Genomic DNA, 20,847 nt, shown 5'->3' with positions numbered 1-20,847 from the left:
GGGCGAGCGCTGGAAACCAGCCATTTTACTGCCTTAGAGCATTTCATACTTGCACATCACTAAACGGTATATAAAAGCGTTACAGCTATTCGCTCAGTTATAAATACACTGATCATCATTAAGGCGTTAGCAGCCGGTGAATCCAGTGACTAAGGTGCAGAATGAAACAGATTTCGATGAACAAAGGAAGACTGAACGGATTATCGAAAGTGGCGCTTCTGAGCGCATTAGTCTTGAGCAGTGTGGCCGTTTCTGCCACTGAATTACTCAACAGTTCTTATGATGTGTCTCGCGAGTTGTTTTCGGCGTTGAATCCGGCTTTTCAGAAACAGTGGGAAGCGCAGAACCCCGGCGATAAGCTGACGATTAAACAGTCTCATGCTGGCTCATCCAAACAGGCATTGGCGATTTTACAAGGATTAAAAGCGGATGTTGTCACCTATAACCAAGTGACTGACGTACAAATCCTACACGATCGCGGTAATCTGATTCCGGCCGATTGGCAGGCACGCTTGCCAAACAATAGTTCGCCATTCTATTCCACGATGGCATTTCTGGTGCGTAAGGATAATCCAAAAGGGATCCACAACTGGAACGATCTGGTTCGCGAAGACGTTAAACTGGTGTTTCCGAATCCGAAAACCTCCGGTAATGGTCGTTACACTTATTTAGCCGCCTGGGGCGCGGCCAGTCAGGCTGACGGTGGGGATGATGCCAAGACGCGCGACTGGATGAAACGCTTCCTGAAAAATGTGGTGGTGTTTGACACCGGTGGCCGTGGCGCAACCACCACTTTTGTCGAACGTGGCTTGGGTGATGTGCTGATCAGTTTCGAATCTGAAGTGAATAATATCCGTAAAGAATACGGCAGCGATCAGTATGAAGTTATCGTCCCTCCAGTGGATATTTTGGCGGAATTTCCTGTTACCTGGGTCGATAAAAATGTTGAGAAAAACGGCAGCGAAAAAGCAGCCAAAGCTTACCTGAACTATCTCTACAGCCCAGCAGCCCAGCAGATTATTACCGGCTTTAACTACCGTGTGTATGACAAAGCTGCAATGGCGGCAACCCAATCCCAATTTCCGGAAACCAAGCTTTTCCGCGTAGAAGATCAGTTTGGCAGTTGGCCAACAGTGATGAGCACGCATTTTGTCACCGGTGGGGTGCTGGATAAATTGTTAGCGGAAGGGCATCAGTAATGTTATCGGCATCCAGTAAGCGGGTTTTGCCCGGATTTACCCTCAGTCTCGGCAGCAGCCTGCTTTACACCTGCCTGATCCTGCTTTTGCCCTTGAGCGCATTGGTGATGCAGTTGGCACAGATGAGCTTGGCGCAATACTGGGAAGTGATTTCTAACCCGCAAGTGGTTGCTGCCTACAAGGTGACTGTGTTGGCTGCTGGCGTAGCCAGCGTGTTTAACGCGGTATTCGGCATGTTAATGGCGTGGATTCTTACCCGTTATCAGTTCCCAGGCCGTAGTATTCTCGATGGTTTGATGGATTTGCCTTTTGCTTTGCCGACGGCAGTGGCTGGCTTAACGCTGGCGACGTTATTTTCTACCACCGGTTGGTATGGCGGTTGGCTGGCACAGTTTGATATTAAAGTTTCCTTTACCTGGTTGGGCATTGCTGTGGCGATGGCTTTTACCAGCCTGCCGTTTGTGGTGCGAACCGTGCAGCCGGTGCTGGAAGAATTAGGGCCGGAATACGAAGAGGCGGCTGAAACGCTGGGTGCCAGCCGTTGGCAAAGTTTCCGCCGGGTGGTGATGCCAGAATTGGCTCCGGCGCTGTTGGCAGGAACGGCGCTGTCTTTCACCCGCAGTTTGGGCGAGTTCGGTGCAGTGATTTTTATCGCCGGTAATATCGCGTGGAAAACCGAAGTCACCTCGCTGATGATCTTTATCCGTCTACAGGAGTTTGACTACCCAGCGGCCAGCGCCATTGCCTCGGTCATTCTGGCCGTATCACTCTTATTACTCTTCAGTATCAATGTGTTACAAAGTCGCTTTGGTCAGCGGATTGGAGGGCATTAATGGCGGATATTTCAACGTTTAACGGCGTAGCTCGCCCACCATTCAACTGGGGAAAATGGACGCTGATTACCCTTGGTTCGTTGTTTTCAGTGTTACTGCTGGTGATACCTATTATTTGGATTTTTATTACTGCATTCTCCAAAGGCATTGAGATAGTCGGGCAGAATCTGGCCGATCCAGATATGTTGCACGCTATTTGGCTAACGGTGTTGGTGGCTTTGATTACCGTGCCGGTAAATCTGGTGTTCGGCGTGGTGATGGCTTGGCTGGTGACGCGCTTCCAGTTCCCAGGTCGCCAATTATTGATGACGTTGATTGATATTCCTTTTGCTGTCTCACCGGTGGTTGCCGGTTTGATGTATTTGCTGTTTTACGGCTCTAACGGCGTGGTTGGTGGCTGGCTGGATGCCCACGATATCCAACTGATGTTCTCGTGGCCGGGCATGGTATTGGTCACGGTGTTTGTTACCTGCCCGTTTGTGGTGCGGGAATTGGTGCCAGTGATGATGAGTCAGGGCAGCCAAGAAGACGAAGCCGCCGTATTACTCGGGGCATCCGGTTGGCAGATGTTTCGTCGGGTCACTCTGCCGAATATCCGCTGGGCGCTGTTATACGGCGTGGTGTTGACCAACGCCCGAGCCATTGGTGAGTTCGGCGCAGTTTCGGTGGTATCCGGCTCCATTCGCGGCGAAACATATACCTTGCCACTGCAAGTCGAATTACTGCATCAGGATTACAACACCGCCGGTGCCTTTACTGCTGCGGCGTTACTTACCCTGATGGCGATAGTCACCCTATTTCTGAAGAGCGGCCTGCAATGGCGTTTGGCTCGTCAGGTTGTTCGCCTCGAACAGGAGGAAAAGCATGAGCATTGAAATTAACAATATCAGCAAATATTTTGGTCGTACCAAAGTATTGAACAACATCACGCTGGACATACCTTCGGGACAAATGGTCGCGCTACTGGGACCTTCCGGTTCAGGAAAAACCACGCTGCTGCGGATTATTGCCGGTCTGGAAAATCAGAATGCTGGGCATTTAAGTTTCCACGGTACCGATGTCAGCCGACTGCACGCGCGAGATCGGCGGGTGGGTTTTGTGTTTCAGCATTACGCGCTATTCCGCCATATGACGGTGTTCGATAATATCGCTTTCGGCTTGACGGTATTACCACGTCGGGAGCGACCCAATGCCGCCGCGATCCGGCAAAAAGTCGAACAGTTGCTGGAAATGGTGCAACTTGGGCATCTGGCGACCCGTTTTCCTTCCCAGCTTTCTGGTGGGCAGAAACAACGAGTCGCCTTGGCGCGTGCGCTGGCGGTAGAGCCACAAATTCTGTTGCTGGATGAACCTTTTGGTGCGCTGGATGCTCAGGTCCGTAAAGAACTACGCCGCTGGTTGCGTCAATTGCATGAAGAACTGAAGTTCACCAGCGTTTTCGTCACTCACGATCAGGAAGAAGCGATGGAAGTGGCGGATCGAGTGGTGGTGATGAGTCAGGGGAATATTGAGCAGGTGGGGACTCCGGATGAAGTGTGGCGTGAACCGGCAACCCGTTTTGTGTTGGAATTCCTCGGCGAAGTTAACCGTCTGAGCGGTGAAATTCGCGGCTCGCAGTTATTTGTTGGTGTGCACCATTGGCCGCTGGTACTGACGCCGATGCATCAGGGCAGCGTTGATTTGTTCCTGCGTCCGTGGGAAATGGAAATCAGTAGTCAGGCCAGTGCTCGTTGCCCTTTGCCGGTACAAGTGCTGGAGGTCAGTCCTCGAGGCCACTTCTGGCAACTGACTGTGCAGCCGATTGGCTGGCATCAGGAACCGATCAGCGTGGTGTTATCGGAAAGCGGTATTGCTGCTGCGCCAATCCGTGGTAGCCGCTACTATGTCGGTGGGTTGAATGCGCGTTTATATTCGGGCGATCAATTATTACAGCCTATTGCTATGGCTCAAAGCGCCTGATAGTTTTTGCTGACCACAGACATAAAAGTACGGTTAATGGCAATGTAGTCGCAGTGGTGAAAGCTGGCAGATCGTCAAGATATCCTGGTAGGCACGGGGACTTGACTCTCACCCAGCTGTCCTCACCAAAGAGGGTAAAATCGAGGTTTGTCAGCAGTCTGAGGTGGCCTACAGGCCGCCTTTTTACTTTTTTACTCGCTTCAACCGCAGTCCAAAAAATTAGGCAACAGGACACTTTTAATAGGTAAATAATGTGACAACCTTGGAACAATGCATCGGTAATACACCGCTGGTAAAATTACAGCGTTTGACTCAAGGTCTGAATGCGCAAGTGTGGGTCAAGTTGGAAGGTAACAATCCCGCCGGTTCGGTCAAGGATCGGGCAGCATTGGCTATGATTCAGCAGGCGGAATTACGCGGTGAGATTCATCCTGGCGATGTATTGATTGAAGCCACCAGTGGGAACACCGGCATTGCGTTGGCGATGATTGCCGCGATGAGAGGTTACCGGATGAAGTTGTTGATGCCGGAAAACATGAGCCAGGAACGCCAAGCAGCGATGAAGGCTTACGGTGCCGAACTGATTCTGGTTAGTCGCGAGCAGGGAATGGAGGGTGCGCGGGATCTGGCATGGTCCATGGCTCAGCAAGGGCAGGGAAAGGTACTGGATCAGTTTAATAATCAGGATAATCCACTAGCGCACTTTACTGGTACCGGTCCGGAAATCTGGCAGCAAACGGCGGGTAAAATCAGCCATTTTGTTTCCAGTATGGGTACCACTGGTACCATTACCGGTGTTAGTCGCTATCTGAAAAGTCAAAATCCTGCGGTAGAAATTATTGGTCTGCAACCGGCGGAAGGTAGTAGCATTCCTGGTATTCGTCGTTGGTCTCCGGCGTATTTACCGGGAATTTTCCGCCCTGAGCTGGTGGATCAAGTGCTGGATATCCAGCAGCGTGATGCAGAAAAAGTCATGAGCCAACTGGCCAAACAGGAAGGTATTTTCTGCGGTGTGAGTTCCGGCGGTGCGGTAGCAGGCGCTTTGCGCATAGCGGCGGACAATCCGGGTGCGGTGATCGTGGCGATTATTTGCGATCGCGGTGATCGTTATCTTTCCACGGGTGTTTTTGGTTAACTCATCATTTACTCACGCACGGGAGATGCCAAAATGCTGAGTAGGGCAGCTTGGTCAAGCAGATGAGAAAGAGTTATCTAATAAATAAAAAACGACGCCGAAGCGTCGTTTTTCTTATCCGCAATATCATTACTTCTTGATACGGATAATCGGTGTTTCACCGACGGTAACGCTGCCGGAGAGTTTGATCATTTCTTTGATCTCATCCATGTTGGAGATAACCACCGGAGTCAGGGTAGACTTGGCTTTCTCTTCCAGCAGGGCCAGATCGAACTCAATAACCACATCACCTTTTTTGACACGTTGACCTTCTTCGGCGATACGTTTGAAGCCTTCGCCTTTCAGTTCAACGGTATCAATACCGAAGTGGACAAACAACTCGATGCCGCTATCTGATTCGATAGAGAATGCATGGTTGGTTTCGAAAATTTTACCGATGGTACCGTCAACCGGAGCAACCATTTTGCTGCCTGATGGTTTGATGGCAATACCATCACCAACGATTTTTTCGGCAAAAACAACATCTGGCACATCTTCGATGTTAACGATTTCGCCAGACAACGGCGCAACGATTTCGATAGTGCCGCTGTCTTTCTTATCATCTGAAACCAGCGATTTCAGTTTATCGAACAAACCCATGATCTTCTCCTAAGTATTTATATTGGACAGCGTTCCAGTCTCATGGAATTAGCAGAGTGTTTTCTCTTCGATGAATGTGTTAACCAAATCCATCAATTCTTGCGCCGTTGGTTTAGACAGTGCTTCTGCTGCCAACGCCTTCACATCTTCGAAATTCGTGTTACGGATAATTTTCTTGATGCGCGGGATCGAGATTGCACTCATGCTGAATTCATCCAGCCCCATGCCCAATAACAACAGTGTAGCACGTTCATCACCAGCAAGTTCACCGCACATACCGGTCCACTTACCTTCAGCGTGAGATGCATCAATAACCTGTTTGATTAGGCCCAATACCGCAGGCGACATTGGATTATAGAGATGAGAAATCAGCTCATTGCCACGATCTACTGCCAGAGTATACTGAGTTAAATCGTTTGTCCCAATACTAAAGAAGTCAACTTCTTTTGCCAGATGGTGCGCGATGGTTGCCGCCGCAGGTGTTTCCACCATAACACCGACTTCGATAGACTCATCGAAGGCTTTATTTTCTTCACGTAACTGGGCTTTCAGCATATCAAGTTCGACTTTCAGCGCCCGCACTTCTTCAACAGAAATGATCATCGGGTACATGATACGCAGTTTGCCGAAGGCAGAGGCACGCAGAATGGCACGTAATTGCGCATGTAGAATCTCTTTACGATCCATAGCAATACGGATGGCGCGCCAGCCCAGGAACGGGTTTTCTTCTTTTGGCAGATTCATGTACGGCAGGTCTTTATCACCGCCGATGTCCATGGTACGAACGATCACTGCCTGAGAGCCCATGGCTTCCGCAACCGCTTTGTAGGCCTGGAATTGTTCTTCTTCCGTTGGCAGCGAGTCGCGATCCATAAACAGGAATTCGGTACGATACAGACCCACGCCTTCAGCGCCATTACGTTCTGCACCCGCGATATCGCGCACGGTACCAATATTGGCAACCACTTCAACCTGATGACCATCTAAAGTGATAGCTGGCAGATCTTTCAGTTTGGCTAGATCATTTTTCTCGGTGATATATTGGTTATTCACCGCTTTCAATTGGTCGATCACATCGCTGGTTGGGTTAAGGTAAATCTTGTTGTTAACCGCATCGAGGATCAGATAATCACCGTTCTTCACCTGTTTGGTGACATTGCTGGTACCAACAATGGCTGGCAATTCCAGCGAGCGCGCCATAATCGAGGTGTGAGAAGTACGACCACCGAGGTCAGTAATGAAGCCCAGAACTTTATCCAGGTTTAACTGCGCGGTTTCAGATGGCGTCAGATCCGTTGCAACCAGAATAACTTCTTCTGAAATGGCACCCAAATCGACGATAGTCAGGCCGAGAATATTTTTCAGCAGACGCTTACCGATATCACGCACGTCAGCCGCGCGTTCTTTCAGGTACTCGTCATCCAGTTCTTCCAGTGCTTTCGCCTGGCCTTCAATAATGGTGTAAGCGGCTGCGTCAGCCGAAGCATGCTCATCTTTGATTAGGGCTATGATTTCCTGCTCAAGCTCTTCGTCTTCCAACAGCATGATGTGGCCTTCGAAGATGGCAGCTTTTTCTTCGCCAAGGCTCTCGCCAGCTTTGGTCTTGATCGCTTCTAACTGTTCAGATGCTTTCGCCCTGCCAGATTTGAAACGTTCGACTTCCTGCTCTACTTGGTCAGCAGAGATTTTTTTCCGGTTGATAACAATCTCATCTTCTTTCAGTAAAAGTGCTTTACCAAAAGCGATACCCGGTGAAACTAAAATGCCTGAAATCATAACCCTACCTTACTCTTGACTGGTTTAACTTAAAAGACTGGGCTTCTTTTACTCAAGCTCTGCCATCAGTTTTACCAGGTGTTCAACGGCTTTCTTTTCGTCTTCACCTTCAGCAGAGATGACGACAACGGTGCCTTGGGTCAGACCCAGAGTTTGCAGTTTGAACAGGCTCTTGGCGCTGGCGCTTTTGCCATTGGAAGTCACGGTAATGTCTGAAGTGAAAGCTTTCGCTTCTTTTACAAACTGTGCGGCAGGACGAGTGTGTAGGCCATTCGGTGCGGTAATAGTAACTTCTTGCTGGAACATGGTGTTTCCCCAACTTATTTTGGATTTATGTTGTGGAGCTAAAGTCTAGTTTAATTATCCAACTTTAGCCTGTATTGGTTAGCGCCTGACTATGGAGCAAAGACAAGCTCTGATGCAACAAGAAACCAGAGTCATCGCCTGGCAGGATAACCTGCTACTGGCGTGGTGTCTCCAATCAGCACTTTATCTGCCGTATACTACTCTATAATCAGCGAAAGGATTAAATCGATTCAGCTAAAAGTAATAAGCGCTGCGGGATTAATTTTGTGCATCAAAATAATTGACCGGTTAAATACTAAACCCAGAGGGTAAAATCAATCATTATGTAGTGAAAAATTTGATGCACACCACAAAAAAAGCACCACAGAGGGTGCTTTTTTAGCATTTAGTGCGACGGCGTGGTTACTGTTGCAGCTCTTGCTCTGTGAACAGATCTGCGAACAACGCGGTGCTTAAATAACGTTCACCCGAGGAAGGAAGAATAACCACAATTTCCTTATCAGTAAAGCCGACTTCTTCGGAAAGCTTCAGCGCTGCGGCGACGGCTGCGCCGGAAGAAATACCCGCCAGAATGCCTTCTTCTTCCATCAGTCGGCGTGCCATGGCAATGGCATCATCATTAGAAACCAGCGCTACGCGGTCAACCAATGTTAAATCCAGATTACCGGGAATAAAACCTGCACCGATCCCTTGAATCTTATGGGGACCTGGCTTGATGGCTTCACCAGCCAGCGCTTGGGTAATAACGGGAGAATCCAGCGGTTCCACCGCGACCGTGGTGATAGCTTTACCCTTGGTTTTTTTGATATAGCGGCTAACGCCAGTTAGCGTGCCGCCAGTGCCGACACCGGCAATAAACACATCCACACCGCCATCGGTATCTTCCCAGATTTCCGGGCCGGTGGTTTTTTCATGGATTTCCGGATTCGCAGGGTTATTGAATTGTTGCAGGAGCAGATAGCGAGCCGGATCGGTAGCCTGAATCTCTTCAGCTTTGGCGATAGCGCCTTTCATGCCTTTGGCACCTTCGGTCAATACCAGATTGGCACCGAGGGCTTTCAGCAGCTTCCGCCGTTCAATACTCATGGTTTCAGGCATCGTCAATGTCAGTTTGTAACCGCGAGCGGCGGCGACAAACGCCAATGCAACCCCGGTGTTGCCGCTGGTGGGTTCAATCAGTTCAATGCCCGGTTTTAGAACGCCGCGTTTTTCTGCGTCCCAAATCATATTGGCACCAATGCGGCATTTTACGCTGAAGCTGGGATTGCGTGACTCTACTTTGGCCAGAATTTTTCCGTTGCCGATCCGGTTCAGTCTAACCAACGGCGTATGGCCGATTGTTAAAGAATTGTCTTCATATATCTTGCTCATAGCCCGTCCTTTAACTCTATGAAAATGTAGGAAACGTTCAAAGCATACGCTAACAGGTTGGCTATGGAAGTAAAGAATTGGTATATCGATATGTTATTAGGAAATAAGTTTTCATCTTGACAAGAAGGGCGCGTAAGCCGCGCCCTGGCTGGACTAGCGTGATGATTGGACAAACTGATGACGATAACGCTCTACCCACATAGCGGTAGCTCCGCAGACGGCAACGGGCATAATCACCAGATTGAGAAACGGAATCATGGTAAATACGCTGACCAGTGCACCGAACTGCATATTATCGACCTTATTTTGCCGTAGCGTGCTACGCATGGCGTGGAAGCTCACTTTGTGATTATCAAAAGGATAATCACAGTACTGAATTGACAGCATCCAGGCGCTGAACAGGAACCATAAGAGCGGCGCAACGGTCTGACCAATGCCGGGTACTAAGTAGAGCAGTAATAACATCAAGGCTCTTGGTAAGTAGTACATCAGCTTACGCCATTCCCGCGCCATGATGCGTGGCACATCTTTTACCAGACCGAGCACGCCAGTATCCGGCAAAGGCTTGCCTGTCAGTTCAGCTTCTAGCTGTTCGGCTAATAATCCATTAAACGGTGCCGCAATAAAGTTTGCCAGCGTACTGAACAGATAGCTGAATACCAATAATACGGAAATCAGCATCAGCGGCCACAGCAGATAACTCAACCACTGTAGCCAGTTCGGTACATAACTCATGAGTTGGGGAACCCAATCACTAATACGATTAAACAGCCACCAGAACGCGGCACCCATTAACAGCACATTTACCAACAAGGGTAAAATAACGAAGCGTCGGATACCCGGACGGGTCATTAATCGCCAGCCTTCCACAAAATAGTGAAACCCGCTGACGGTTTTTGGAGTTTTTTGCGAGTGCAACATGCCTTCCATTTCTCAATAACTGAATTGTCCAGACTATCATATTGCTATCAATTGTTGTCTTCCAGTACCATATTGTTCAATTAGTAAGCGAAATAACTAGCATAATCATCTTTCTTAACAGAAAATCGAGCACGGACTTGCACTTGTGTTCGTTGAGAAATAGAGTTAAAGGGTGAATGTTTGCCGCGGTGGCAATGTATTGGAACAACAGAGATAGTAATGATGCAGGATTTGCGTCTGATATTAATCGTTGTTGGCGCGATCGCCATAATAGCGTTGTTATTGCATGGTTTATGGACCAGCCGTAAAGAGCGCTCTTCACTTTTTCGCGATCGCCCAGTTAAACGTCCGAAACAAGAACGTGATGAAACCCCGATCGAGACTTTCGATGAAGGGGTTGGAGAAGTGCGGGTACGGACTTCTCATCCACAGGATAAGCCTTCGTTCAGTCACGCTGATGACAACGATGAAGTGCCGATCATCCAACATACTGAACCGAAACCGGCTTCGGTAAACGTAGCGTCTCGTCAGATGGCGGCAACACCAGTGCAGCCTGAATATGACGATCCGTTGCTGGGCGGACTCTCGCCTGAACAACCACCGCATGTCTCGTTGGGGGATCCGTTGTTGGGATCGGCAACTGAACACTATTCAGTGCCAGAACCGGCTCCAGAACCACCACGAATGGAACCGCAGCACGAACCTGTTGCTGCTCCGGCTCCGGAAGCGAAGAAAGAAAAGCTGAAAGAAACGGTTTTGGTTCTGCATGTTTCCGCACATCATGGTGGTTCCATTGGTGGCGAAGTGCTGTTGCAGAGCGTACTACAGTCTGGTTTCCAGTTTGGCGAAATGGGTATTTTCCATCGTCATCTCAGCCCGGCAGGTAGTGGCCCGGTTCTGTTCAGTCTGGCGAATATGGTCAAGCCAGGGTCATTTGATCCTGACAGCATGTCTGATTTCTCAACGCCTGGCATCTCAATGTTTATGATGGTGCCGTCTTATGGCGATGCGAATCAAAACTTTAAGTTGATGCTGCAATCGGCTCAACGTATTGCTGATGACGTCGGTGGTGTGGTGCTGGATGATGAGCGCCGCATGATGACTCCGCAGAAGCTGGAGACCTATAAGGCACGCATCCGTGAAGTGTTGGATGCTACCGCCGAATAGTGCGCTCAGGTAGCGAAACGAATTAACCCGAACCCCCGCATGCCGGGGGTTTTTTATCTTTGATGGTGAGCCATGGAATCGATAATCCAACAAATAAATCAACTACGAGCCTCACTGCGCCATCACGAGCACCAATACCACGTATTGGATGCACCAGAAATTCCCGATGCAGAATATGATCGTTTGATGGGCGAATTACGCGAGTTGGAAGCGCAACACCCTGAGTTGATTACCGCAGATTCGCCGACCCAACGGGTGGGTGCCGCACCTTTGGATGCTTTCGAACCGGTGCGTCATGAAGTTCCGATGCTATCGCTGGATAACGTATTTGATGAAGAAAGTTATCTGGCTTTCGATAAGCGGGTTCATGACAGGTTGAAAACTGCCGAACCGCTGACTTTTTGCTGTGAGCTTAAATTAGATGGTTTGGCCGTTAGTTTACTGTATGAAAACGGTGAGTTGATACGTGCAGCGACTCGTGGTGATGGTACCACTGGCGAGAATATCACGGCTAACGTTCGTACTATTCACGCGATTCCCCTGCGTTTGCAGGGTGACAATATTCCGCGTCGGGTGGAGGTGCGTGGTGAAGTTTTCATGCCGCAGGCCGGTTTTGAGCAACTCAATGACGATGCACGACGTAAAGGCGGAAAAATCTTTGCGAACCCGCGTAATGCAGCGGCGGGTTCGTTACGTCAGCTTGATCCGCGGATTACGGCCAAACGGCCTTTGACATTCTTCTGCTATGGCGTTGGTTTAGTGGATGGCGGTGAACTGCCCAGCAGTCATTTTGAACGTTTACAGCAGTTTAAAGCCTGGGGCTTACCGGTTAGCGAACGTGTTCAACGCTGTACTGGCGTAGATCAGGTTATCGCTTTTTATCATCAGGTTGAACAAGATCGCGCTCATCTCGGTTTTGATATCGATGGCGTGGTCATCAAGGTTGATGCGCTGGATTTGCAGGAACAATTAGGGTTTGTTGCCAGAGCGCCACGTTGGGCGACGGCGTTCAAGTTCCCGGCGCAAGAACAGATGACTCAGGTGCGAGAAGTTGAGTTTCAGGTTGGTCGTACTGGTGCGATTACACCGGTAGCACGCTTGGAGCCAGTGCTGGTAGCCGGCGTGATGGTCAGTAATGCGACCTTGCATAATGCCGATGAAATAGAGCGTCTTGGTTTGCGGATTGGCGATACGGTGATGGTGCGGCGTGCCGGTGATGTTATCCCGCAGATTGTTGGCGTAGTGATCGATGAACGTCCTGCGGATGCGCGGGAAATCATATTCCCCGAACATTGTCCGGTTTGTGGTTCTGATATTGAGCGGATTGAAGGGGAGGCGGTGGCTCGTTGCAGCGGCGGCTTGTTCTGCGCAGCACAGCGGAAAGAAGCGTTGAAGCATTTTGTTTCTCGTCGTGCGCTGGATGTTGATGGCATGGGCGATAAAATCATCGAACAGTTAGTGGAAAAAGAGTATGTCCACAATCCAGCCGATCTCTTTAATCTCAGCGCTGGAATACTGACCGGATTGGATCGCATGGGGCCGAAATCGGCACAAAATCTGGTGGCTGCGTTGGAAAAAGCCAAACAAACGACCTTTGCCCGTTTCCTGTATGCCCTGGGTATCCGTGAAGTGGGCGAGGCTACCGCAGCCCATCTGGCCGCACATTTCCGCACTCTGGAGAATCTGCGTGCAGCCGATGTGGAAGCACTGAAAGCGGTGCCGGATGTGGGCGAAGTGGTGGCAAAACATGTGCTTAATTTCCTGTCAGAAGAACATAATCAGCAGGTGATTCAACAGCTTGAACAAGTGATTAGCTGGCCGGAACCACAGTTGATTATCGCCACAGAGATCGACAGCCCGTTTGCTGGAAAAACCGTGGTACTCACCGGTTCGTTAACCATTCTGTCGCGGGATGAAGCCAAAGATCGTTTAACCGCGTTGGGCGCGAAAGTCAGCGGTAGCGTATCGAAAAAGACCGATCTGGTGATTGCCGGTGAAGCCGCAGGTTCGAAACTGGCCAAGGCACAAGAGTTAGGCATTCAGGTTATCGACGAAGCTGAAATGATTCGCTTATTGGGCGAATCAGAATCAATCTAAATCCACCGCTTCGGCGGTGGCGTGCATCTGATCTGATAGCGGAAACGGTATGGAAAAAGAAAGTCTGATCGAAATCGCTAATACCCGGATGCCTTTTGGTAAATACCAAGGCCGGAGGTTAATTGATCTACCGGAAGAGTATTTACTGTGGTTTGCTCGCAAAGGCGAGTTCCCACCCGGTAAATTAGGCATGCTGATGGCTCTCACCATGACGATCAAGATGGAAGGGCTTGAAGGACTGGTCAAACCGCTTAAACGCGGTTGACACATGATGATGGCGTTGTTTCTCTGACGCGGGCATCAGCATGGCCTAACCCTGATTTAATCTGTATGGGTTAGATAAAAACGTTAATTTTATTCTGTTCCGAAGGGCGGTTGATACCGTCACCATTTTTTGCCATTTGGCTGGTGGTACTCGCATTTTGTTGCGATTTTTCCGCTTCCTTCGCTTGAATTCGGGCAATTTCTGCTTGTAATGTCTTGATTTGATTTTGGATTAGTTGCTGCTGTTTCTGTTTTTCATTGATAGGAAGATCAGAATCTTTAAGGGAATTCAGTTTTTCGGTCAGGTTTTTAATTTGCTGGCTAAGGGCCTTGATTTGCGCCTGAGCGTCGCTGCCAGTCGGGGTGGTGCTGGCTTTATTTTCGCTTCTGACTTGCTGTGAAACTGGCGCAGCCGTAATGGTATTAGACATCCTTTTCTCCTAACATTTGGGTTGTAGCAAACCTATCGGCAAAATAGTGCGGATCTTTAGCTGTATCGCTGCATATTTCAACGCTCAGGCTTTAGCGTCATGGCTTAAATACAAATTAGGCCACTGTATTAACCAGCCTTTTTCGGCAACGCGCTGATGAAACGTCGCTAGATCACCATTCTTTGGATTAAAGGTAATGGTTGAGTCAAACAGGGCGTGTAAACCGAAGGGGGCAATTAGCGTCAGCGTATCATCCGGTTCCAGCCTGACACCGATGGCCGTTTCGATCTCAACCCAATAGCTGATAGCGTCTTGGGTACTGGCATAGGGCGGGCGACCACTGCGTAAATGCATTCGCGCCTGATTTTTTACTGACCACGGCAAAGGGGATTGCGTTAACAGGCGAGACTCTAACCATTTATCCCGTTCAGCGCTGCAATTTTCGCGATCAAAATAGACCAGATCGATATCGTTCAGCGGCGTGGCCTGATGATAGTTGTGAAGACTATCCCACACCCGATTACGTACAAAACCAGCGGCCAGACACCACTGATTAAGCCCGAGATTTCGGGCGTAACGCAGAGCCGTCATGCGCTGATTATCTGCCTGTATCCATTCAATAACTTGCTGTTGCTGAGCGATATTCATTCCAATCTGGCCAATTTGTTGAATAAATCGTGGAGAGCATAGCAGCGGGGGATCATACTTTATTTATGCGTGGGCAGGAAAGCAAAAAACCAGCCATCGGCTGGTTTTTTAAAAGTTGGTGGAGCTAGACGGGATCGAACCGTCGACCTCTTGCATGCCATGCAAGCGCTCTCCCAGCTGAGCTATAGCCCCACAAAGGTGGTGTAGTACTGGAAATTCGCACTGAAAATTATCTGTACCGCCAATCAACCTTGACTGCATTCAATCAAGCGAAGTTTGGTGGAGCTAGACGGGATCGAACCGTCGACCTCTTGCATGCCATGCAAGCGCTCTCCCAGCTGAGCTATAGCCCCGATGTACACATAATAAATCGTGTGAACGGGGCGCATAATATGAAACCGCAGAAACAGTGTCAACGGCTAATTCCATTTCTGACGCTAAGCGCTGAAAAAGCCGCCAAATCAGCGATGAAACTGCGAAATATTGGAGGCGTGTTCACAGTTTTTGCCAAAAGTAGTATGAAAAAAGCGGCTACAGGAGCCGCTCGGATATTAAGCTAAACAGAATATTTACTGTTGGGCTTCACGTTCGGTAATAAATGCCAGTGCTTTATCAATGCGCGACAAACAACGTGACTGACCAATAGCGTAAACAGTCACATCCATGCCTGGAGATTGGCCGGCACCAGTGACAGCAACGCGCAGTGGCATACCCACTTTACCCATGCCAACGCCCAGTTCGTCTGCGGTACCCTGAATCGCATTGTGAACGTTTTCTGCCGTCCAGTCGGTAATCGCAGCCAGTTTGCTACGAACGGCTTCCAACGGTTGGCGTGCAACCGGACGCAGATGTTTTTTAGCAGCATCAACGTCAAATTCGTCAAATTCTTCATAGAAGTAACGGCAAGACTCGGCCATTTCTTTCAGCGTCTTGCAACGCTCGCCGAGCAGTTTAACGATCTCGACCAGTTCAGGGCCATTGCGAGTGTCAAAACCTTGCTGCTCAATATGCCATGCCAGATGAACCGCAACCTGTTCTGCTGGTAAGGTATTGATGTAGTGATGGTTCAGCCACTGCAATTTCTCAGTGTTGAAGGCGCTGGCAGATTTACTGATATCATCCAGTGTGAACAGTTCTTTCATCTCTTCAATAGAGAAGATTTCCTGATCGCCGTGAGACCAGCCTAATCGCACCAAATAATTCAGTAACGCTTCTGGCAGATAGCCATCATCACGGTATTGCATTACGCCTACTGCGCCATGACGTTTAGAGAGTTTCTTGCCGTCGTCGCCCAGAATCATGGACACATGAGCGTAAACCGGTACCGGTGCGCCCAGTGCTTTCAATATATTGATTTGACGTGGTGTGTTATTGATATGGTCTTCGCCCCGAATAACGTGAGTGATTTCCATATCCCAGTCATCAATGACGACGCAGAAGTTATAGGTTGGCGAGCCATCGGTACGGCGGATGATCAAATCATCCAGCTCTTGGTTGCTGAATTCGATTGGTCCACGAATTTTGTCATCAAAGATAACAGAACCTTCCTGCGGGTTACGGAAACGCACTACGGATGGCTCATCAGCGCTGTGGGTGCATTGGCTATCACGGCAGTGACCGTCATAACGCGGCTTCTCACCGTTGGCCATTTGAGTTTCGCGCAGTTCGTCCAGGCGTTCACGGGAGCAGTAGCAACGATAGGCAGTACCATTTTCCAGCATTTGATCAATGACCGCGTTATAGCGGTCAAAACGTTTGGTTTGGAAGTATGGGCCTTCATCCCAATCCAGATTCAACCAATTCATCCCGTCCATGATGGCATCGATGGCTTCCTGCGTAGAACGTTCCAGATCGGTATCTTCTATACGTAATACGAACTCACCACCGAGGTGGCGGGTGAACAACCATGAATAAAGGGCGGTACGGGCACCACCAACATGAAGATAGCCGGTTGGGCTAGGTGCAAAACGGGTTTTGATTTTCATTGAGATCAATTGCCTTATTACGCTACGCCTGTCGGCAGATGCCGACGATTGCTCGAAATTTGAAAAAAGTAAGCCACATTCTATCACTCTGCTCCAATTCCTCAACGCCGTTCCGGATTTGACTGATGTTATTCATAGTTGTTATGGCTAAAGAACCGTCAGCGCTGGTGATAAATATCGCATCCTGTTTAAAATTGCGGCGAACGATTGTTTTCGTTTTAAAAACCGTTGACTCACTTCGAACTATCCCTATAATGCGACTCCAACAAGACGGCGGGGCGATTAGCTCAGTTGGTAGAGCATCTCCTTTACACGGAGGGGGTCATCAGTTCGAATCTGGTATCGCCCACCAAACTCGACGTGTTGGTAGTCAGAAGTAAAATGAGATAGATGAGGGCGATTAGCTCAGTTGGTAGAGCATCTCCTTTACACGGAGGGGGTCATCAGTTCGAATCTGGTATCGCCCACCAMACTCGACGTGTTGGTAGTCAGAAGTAAAATGAGATAGATGGGGGCGATTAGCTCAGTTGGTAGAGCATCTCCTTTACACGGAGGGGGTCATCAGTTCGAATCTGGTATCGCCCACCACTTCTTAGGTCATCAAATATAATGGGTCGTTAGCTCAGTTGGTAGAGCAGTTGACTTTTAATCAATTGGTCGCAGGTTCGAATCCCGCACGACCCACCATTATATCCAGTATCGAAATACCTCCCGCGAAAAAATAAATCACATACTGCACGATTCGTGTGGGTGAGATCCTGCGTTCAGGTTCGAGCCGAGCGAAGCGAGACAGCAACGCGAACGCGTTGACCCGAAGGGCGAGGCCAACGGCCGAGTCATCCCGCACGACCATGAAAGGCAATCGTTGATTATCCTCGTTAACCATTCCTTCTGCTGATTCGCCGTTCCTAGAGCACTCGATTTCCGTCTTATTATGACGCCTGTAACGCCCCATACGGCATGGGCAAGTAAACTTGGATACGCATTAATATCAGAGTAATAAATGCCACCTTGAGGCGCTATGGCACAAATAATCATAACAGTGATAGGAAGTGCGGATATATAGATGATAATCAGAAGGGATATTGCTGTTTGTGAAAGCGTGACTTTCTTATCTTCGGAGTGCCGTGGTTAAAAATCGTCAACTGATGTTGATACGTTTTGGTCAAAAGCCGCTGAGGAAAAGTGCGGTATCAACAAGTCGTTGAGATAAAAAAGGCGCCGCAGCGCCTTTTTTCAACAGTCAAAACCGGTAATTTAGAGAACTAGGCCTGCAATAGAAGCCGACAGAATGCTAACCAGTGTTGAACCGTATAGCAGTTTCAGACCGAAGCGTGAAACCACGTTGCCCTGATGCTCATTCAGTCCCTTAATTGCACCTGCTACGATGCCGATAGAAGAGAAGTTGGCGAAAGACACCAGGAACACAGACAGGATACCCACGCTGCGTGGAGACAATTCGGAAGCCACTTTCTGTAAGTCCATCATGGCAACGAATTCGTTGGAAACCAATTTAGTCGCCATGATGCTGCCGACTTGCAGCGCTTCATGAGTTGGCACACCCATAACCCAGGCAAATGGGAAGAACACATAGCCGAGAATGCCCTGGAAGCTGATACCAAACGCAAAAGTGAACAGGGCGTTAACTGCGGCAATCAGCGCGATAAAACCAATCAGCATCGCGGCAACGATAATAGCTACTTTGAAACCAGCCAGAATATATTCACCGAGCATTTCAAAGAAGCTTTGTCCTTCATGCAGCGTACCCAATTGCAGTTCTTCCTCTTCGCCCACTTTGTATGGGTTGATCAGAGACAGAACGATAAAGGTACTGAACATGTTGAGAACCAGTGCGGCGACAACAAATTTGGCATCCAGCATCGACATATAGGCACCGACGATCGACATGGAAACGGTCGACATCGCGGTGGCTGCCATGGTGTACATCCGTTTTTCCGACATCTTGCCTAAAATGTCTTTATAGGCAATGAAGTTTTCGGATTGACCAAGAATTAGTGAGCTGACGGCGTTGAAAGACTCCAATTTACCCATACCGTTCACTTTGGAAAGTAGGGTACCAATCAGGCGAATTACCACCGGCAACACTTTGATATGTTGCAGAATACCGATCAATGCAGAAATAAAGACGATAGGGCAAAGTACTCTAAGGAAGAAGAAGGCCAGACCTTTATCACCCATATTCCCGAAGACAAAATCGGTGCCGGTTGCAGCGAACCCGAGTAACTTGTCAAAGAAGGCGGCGAATCCTGTCACAAAACCCAAGCCTATTTCTGAATGAAGGAAGAAGTAGGCTAAAAGCACTTCAATAACCAACAACTGAATCACGAATCGAATGCGAATGCTTTTGCGATCTTTACAAATTAGCAGAGCCATAATGGCCACGACGACCAAGGCCAACGCAAACTGTAGAATATGGGACATGTGTGCTCCAAACTTGAGGCAGGCTAGATTTCGATGGCTATTTTATGTAACGGCTACATTAAAAACGAGATGTATATTGCAAATATAAAAACTCACCTGAATGTTTGCAGTTAAATTAGTGGGTTTGGTCACAAAACTAGCGGTGTTAATAATTTTCTCGATTAGTAGCGTAATTGTGCTAATTTGTTGAGAAATCTTGCATAAACAGCAAGCTGGTTAGTGAATACAAGCACAAATTTACAGAAAGTAAAACCCGGTTATCAAAACGGGAATCGTTGATATTGGCTATCAAAGAGATAAGTTTTACCGCTATAAATGCGCTTGATAATTATTATCATTTAGATAGTATTATATAGACATAATATATCTAAGGGCAAAATTGATATGCTGAACAGCCGCGCCTCTGTCTTACCCAGCCGAACATCAAGAAAGGTTAAACTTTCTCTGATGGGGCCAGCTTTTATTGCGGCTATTGGCTACATCGATCCCGGTAACTTTGCCACCAACATTCAGGCCGGTGCCTCATTCGGTTATACGCTGCTTTGGGTCGTCGTCTGGGCCAATGTGATGGCGATGCTGATCCAACTTCTTTCGGCTAAACTCGGTATTGCAACCGGAAAAAATCTGGCTGAACATATTCGCGATCGTTTTCCCCGTCCAGCCGTTTGGGCCTATTGGGTGCAGGCAGAAATCATTGCTATGGCAACCGATCTGGCCGAGTTCATCGGAGCGGCTATTGGCTTTAAATTGCTACTTGGGGTGACTTTGCTGGAAGGGGCGGTGTTGACTGGTATTGCCACCTTCTTGATATTGATGCTGCAAAATCGTGGGCAGAAGTCACTGGAGTGGGTGATTGGCGGCCTACTGGTGTTTGTGGCAGCCGCTTATATCGTGGAGTTGGTCTTTTCTCAGCCGCAGGTTGCCGCATTGGCTAAAGGGATGTTGATTCCCGACCTGCCGAACAGCGACGCGGTATTTTTGGCTGCTGGAGTGTTGGGTGCCACCATCATGCCTCACGTTATTTATCTGCACTCTTCTCTGACGCAAAACGCAGGTAAAGAGTCAAAAGCTGATCGCTATGCATCGACCAAACTGGATGTGGCCATCGCCATGACCATTGCCGGGTTTGTCAATCTGGCGATGATGGCAACGGCGGCGGCAGCCTTTCATTTCAATGGATACGGCAGCATTGCCGAAATTGAACAGGCTTATCTCACCTTGCAACCGCTACTGGGACAGAGCGCCGCCACCATCTTTGGCTTGAGCCTGCTGGCAGCGGGTCTGTCTTCTACCGTGGTGGGAACATTGGCTGGGCAGGTGGTCATGCAGGGATTTGTACGTTTTTATATTCCCATCTGGATACGCCGGAGTATCACGATGTTACCGTCATTTGTGGTGATTATGATGGGGCTGGACGCCACGCGGATACTGGTCATGAGTCAGGTATTGCTGAGTTTTGGTATTGCGTTGGCACTGGTGCCGCTATTGTCCTTTACCGGTAACAAAGAATTGATGGGTGAAATGGTTAACTCCCGGCTGATTCAGAACGCAGGGAAACTCATTGTGCTGATAGTGATCGGGTTGAATCTATATTTATTGGTTAGTCTGATTTAGTTGATATGATTAATCATCATCGAGGGTGAATTATTTGATATAGCGAGAATCTGATGCCCG

General features: G+C 48.8%; 19 protein-coding genes, 6 tRNA genes and 1 other RNA gene. 15 read left to right on the top strand and 11 right to left on the bottom strand.

From position 1 onward, the window contains the following. The first annotated feature begins 161 nt into the window (after positions 1-161). The 5 genes from DJ39_RS14680 to cysM all read left to right on the top strand — a co-directional run bounded on the left by DJ39_RS14680 (position 162) and on the right by cysM (position 5,126). A complete protein-coding gene (locus DJ39_RS14680) occupies positions 162-1,199 on the top strand; it encodes a sulfate ABC transporter substrate-binding protein (protein WP_004722768.1) in 1,038 nt (345 codons plus the stop codon). After that, positions 1,199-2,032, top strand: coding sequence for a sulfate/thiosulfate ABC transporter permease CysT (cysT, locus tag DJ39_RS14675; RefSeq protein WP_038245221.1), 834 nt, complete (start codon positions 1,199-1,201; stop codon positions 2,030-2,032). The genes DJ39_RS14680 and cysT overlap by 1 nt, the downstream gene beginning before the upstream one ends. Then, positions 2,032-2,907 carry a sulfate/thiosulfate ABC transporter permease CysW gene (cysW, locus tag DJ39_RS14670; protein WP_004722770.1) on the top strand — a complete coding sequence of 292 codons (876 nt, stop codon included), beginning with the start codon at positions 2,032-2,034 and terminating at the stop codon, positions 2,905-2,907. Before cysT ends, cysW begins: the two co-directional genes overlap by 1 nt. Further along, positions 2,897-3,991: a sulfate/thiosulfate ABC transporter ATP-binding protein CysA gene (gene cysA, locus DJ39_RS14665; protein WP_038251507.1), complete on the top strand. Its 1,095-nt coding sequence runs from the start codon at positions 2,897-2,899 to the stop codon at positions 3,989-3,991. The genes cysW and cysA overlap by 11 nt, the downstream gene beginning before the upstream one ends. A gap of 253 nt (positions 3,992-4,244) precedes the next feature. Further along, positions 4,245-5,126 (top strand): cysteine synthase CysM, encoded by an 882-nt coding sequence (gene cysM, locus DJ39_RS14660; protein ID WP_004722774.1) that lies wholly within the window; start codon positions 4,245-4,247, stop codon positions 5,124-5,126. Between the two features lie 129 nt (positions 5,127-5,255). Here the strand turns inward: cysM and crr are convergent, their stop codons facing one another. The 5 genes from crr to cysZ form a co-directional block, all read right to left on the bottom strand. Beyond that, complete coding sequence (crr, locus tag DJ39_RS14655) at positions 5,256-5,765, bottom strand: PTS glucose transporter subunit IIA (RefSeq protein ID WP_004722776.1); 510 nt, start codon at positions 5,763-5,765, stop codon at positions 5,256-5,258. A gap of 48 nt (positions 5,766-5,813) precedes the next feature. After that, a complete protein-coding gene (gene ptsI, locus DJ39_RS14650; protein WP_004722777.1) occupies positions 5,814-7,541 on the bottom strand; it encodes a phosphoenolpyruvate-protein phosphotransferase PtsI in 1,728 nt (575 codons plus the stop codon). A 48-nt stretch (positions 7,542-7,589) separates the two neighbouring features. Then, positions 7,590-7,847: a phosphocarrier protein Hpr gene (gene ptsH / locus DJ39_RS14645; RefSeq protein WP_004722779.1), complete on the bottom strand. Its 258-nt coding sequence runs from the start codon at positions 7,845-7,847 to the stop codon at positions 7,590-7,592. Positions 7,848-8,249: 402 nt separating this feature from the next. After that, the gene (gene cysK / locus DJ39_RS14640; protein ID WP_004722783.1) at positions 8,250-9,218 is read right to left on the bottom strand and encodes a cysteine synthase A; all 969 of its coding nucleotides are present in this window, start codon (positions 9,216-9,218) and stop codon (positions 8,250-8,252) included. A 153-nt stretch (positions 9,219-9,371) separates the two neighbouring features. Next, positions 9,372-10,139, bottom strand: coding sequence for a sulfate transporter CysZ (gene cysZ / locus DJ39_RS14635; protein ID WP_038245215.1), 768 nt, complete (start codon positions 10,137-10,139; stop codon positions 9,372-9,374). Positions 10,140-10,358: 219 nt separating this feature from the next. Between cysZ and zipA the strand changes: the two genes are divergently transcribed. The 3 genes from zipA to DJ39_RS14620 all read left to right on the top strand — a co-directional run bounded on the left by zipA (position 10,359) and on the right by DJ39_RS14620 (position 13,668). Then, positions 10,359-11,306 carry a cell division protein ZipA gene (gene zipA / locus DJ39_RS14630; RefSeq protein ID WP_004722788.1) on the top strand — a complete coding sequence of 316 codons (948 nt, stop codon included), beginning with the start codon at positions 10,359-10,361 and terminating at the stop codon, positions 11,304-11,306. Between the two features lie 72 nt (positions 11,307-11,378). Then, entirely contained in the window at positions 11,379-13,403 is a 2,025-nt protein-coding gene (gene ligA / locus DJ39_RS14625; protein ID WP_004722789.1) for an NAD-dependent DNA ligase LigA, read from the top strand. A gap of 49 nt (positions 13,404-13,452) precedes the next feature. After that, complete coding sequence (locus DJ39_RS14620; RefSeq protein WP_004722791.1) at positions 13,453-13,668, top strand: DUF3820 family protein; 216 nt, start codon at positions 13,453-13,455, stop codon at positions 13,666-13,668. Between the two features lie 70 nt (positions 13,669-13,738). Here DJ39_RS14620 and DJ39_RS14615 read toward each other — a convergent pair whose 3' ends face one another. The 4 genes from DJ39_RS14615 to DJ39_RS14600 all read right to left on the bottom strand — a co-directional run bounded on the left by DJ39_RS14615 (position 13,739) and on the right by DJ39_RS14600 (position 15,099). Then, the gene (locus tag DJ39_RS14615) at positions 13,739-14,098 is read right to left on the bottom strand and encodes a FlxA-like family protein (RefSeq protein WP_004722794.1); all 360 of its coding nucleotides are present in this window, start codon (positions 14,096-14,098) and stop codon (positions 13,739-13,741) included. An 84-nt stretch (positions 14,099-14,182) separates the two neighbouring features. Beyond that, positions 14,183-14,740, bottom strand: coding sequence for a nucleotidyltransferase family protein (locus DJ39_RS14610; protein WP_038245237.1), 558 nt, complete (start codon positions 14,738-14,740; stop codon positions 14,183-14,185). 122 nt (positions 14,741-14,862) lie between these two features. Beyond that, positions 14,863-14,938, bottom strand: a tRNA-Ala gene (locus DJ39_RS14605). 85 nt (positions 14,939-15,023) lie between these two features. Beyond that, a tRNA-Ala gene (locus DJ39_RS14600) sits at positions 15,024-15,099 on the bottom strand. A gap of 39 nt (positions 15,100-15,138) precedes the next feature. On the opposite strand from DJ39_RS14600, the gene DJ39_RS18285 reads away from it, so the two are divergent. Then, positions 15,139-15,306 (top strand): hypothetical protein, encoded by a 168-nt coding sequence (locus DJ39_RS18285; protein ID WP_004722798.1) that lies wholly within the window; start codon positions 15,139-15,141, stop codon positions 15,304-15,306. 9 nt (positions 15,307-15,315) lie between these two features. Here the strand turns inward: DJ39_RS18285 and gltX are convergent, their stop codons facing one another. Then, complete coding sequence (gene gltX, locus DJ39_RS14590) at positions 15,316-16,731, bottom strand: glutamate--tRNA ligase (protein WP_004722799.1); 1,416 nt, start codon at positions 16,729-16,731, stop codon at positions 15,316-15,318. Positions 16,732-17,007: 276 nt separating this feature from the next. Between gltX and DJ39_RS14585 the strand changes: the two genes are divergently transcribed. The 5 genes from DJ39_RS14585 to DJ39_RS17585 all read left to right on the top strand — a co-directional run bounded on the left by DJ39_RS14585 (position 17,008) and on the right by DJ39_RS17585 (position 17,587). Then, positions 17,008-17,083: transfer RNA gene (locus DJ39_RS14585), tRNA-Val, on the top strand. Positions 17,084-17,125: 42 nt separating this feature from the next. After that, a tRNA-Val gene (locus DJ39_RS14580) sits at positions 17,126-17,201 on the top strand. Between the two features lie 42 nt (positions 17,202-17,243). Further along, positions 17,244-17,319, top strand: a tRNA-Val gene (locus DJ39_RS14575). A 23-nt stretch (positions 17,320-17,342) separates the two neighbouring features. Beyond that, positions 17,343-17,418, top strand: a tRNA-Lys gene (locus DJ39_RS14570). 43 nt (positions 17,419-17,461) lie between these two features. Further along, positions 17,462-17,587: non-coding RNA, RtT sRNA (locus DJ39_RS17585), on the top strand. 401 nt (positions 17,588-17,988) lie between these two features. Here DJ39_RS17585 and DJ39_RS14565 read toward each other — a convergent pair. Next, complete coding sequence (locus DJ39_RS14565) at positions 17,989-19,173, bottom strand: NupC/NupG family nucleoside CNT transporter (RefSeq protein WP_004717936.1); 1,185 nt, start codon at positions 19,171-19,173, stop codon at positions 17,989-17,991. 378 nt (positions 19,174-19,551) lie between these two features. Between DJ39_RS14565 and DJ39_RS14560 the strand changes: the two genes are divergently transcribed. Further along, on the top strand, positions 19,552-20,787 hold the full coding sequence (locus tag DJ39_RS14560) for an Nramp family divalent metal transporter (protein ID WP_256592769.1): 1,236 nt from the start codon (positions 19,552-19,554) through the stop codon (positions 20,785-20,787). Positions 20,788-20,847 lie beyond the last annotated feature (60 nt).

Origin of the sequence: Yersinia ruckeri ATCC 29473, assembly GCF_000754815.1 — a bacterium.
Lineage (GTDB): Bacteria > Pseudomonadota > Gammaproteobacteria > Enterobacterales > Enterobacteriaceae > Yersinia > Yersinia ruckeri.
Note: the sequence above shows the minus strand (reverse complement) of the source record. Positions and strands in the feature narration are given on the sequence as shown.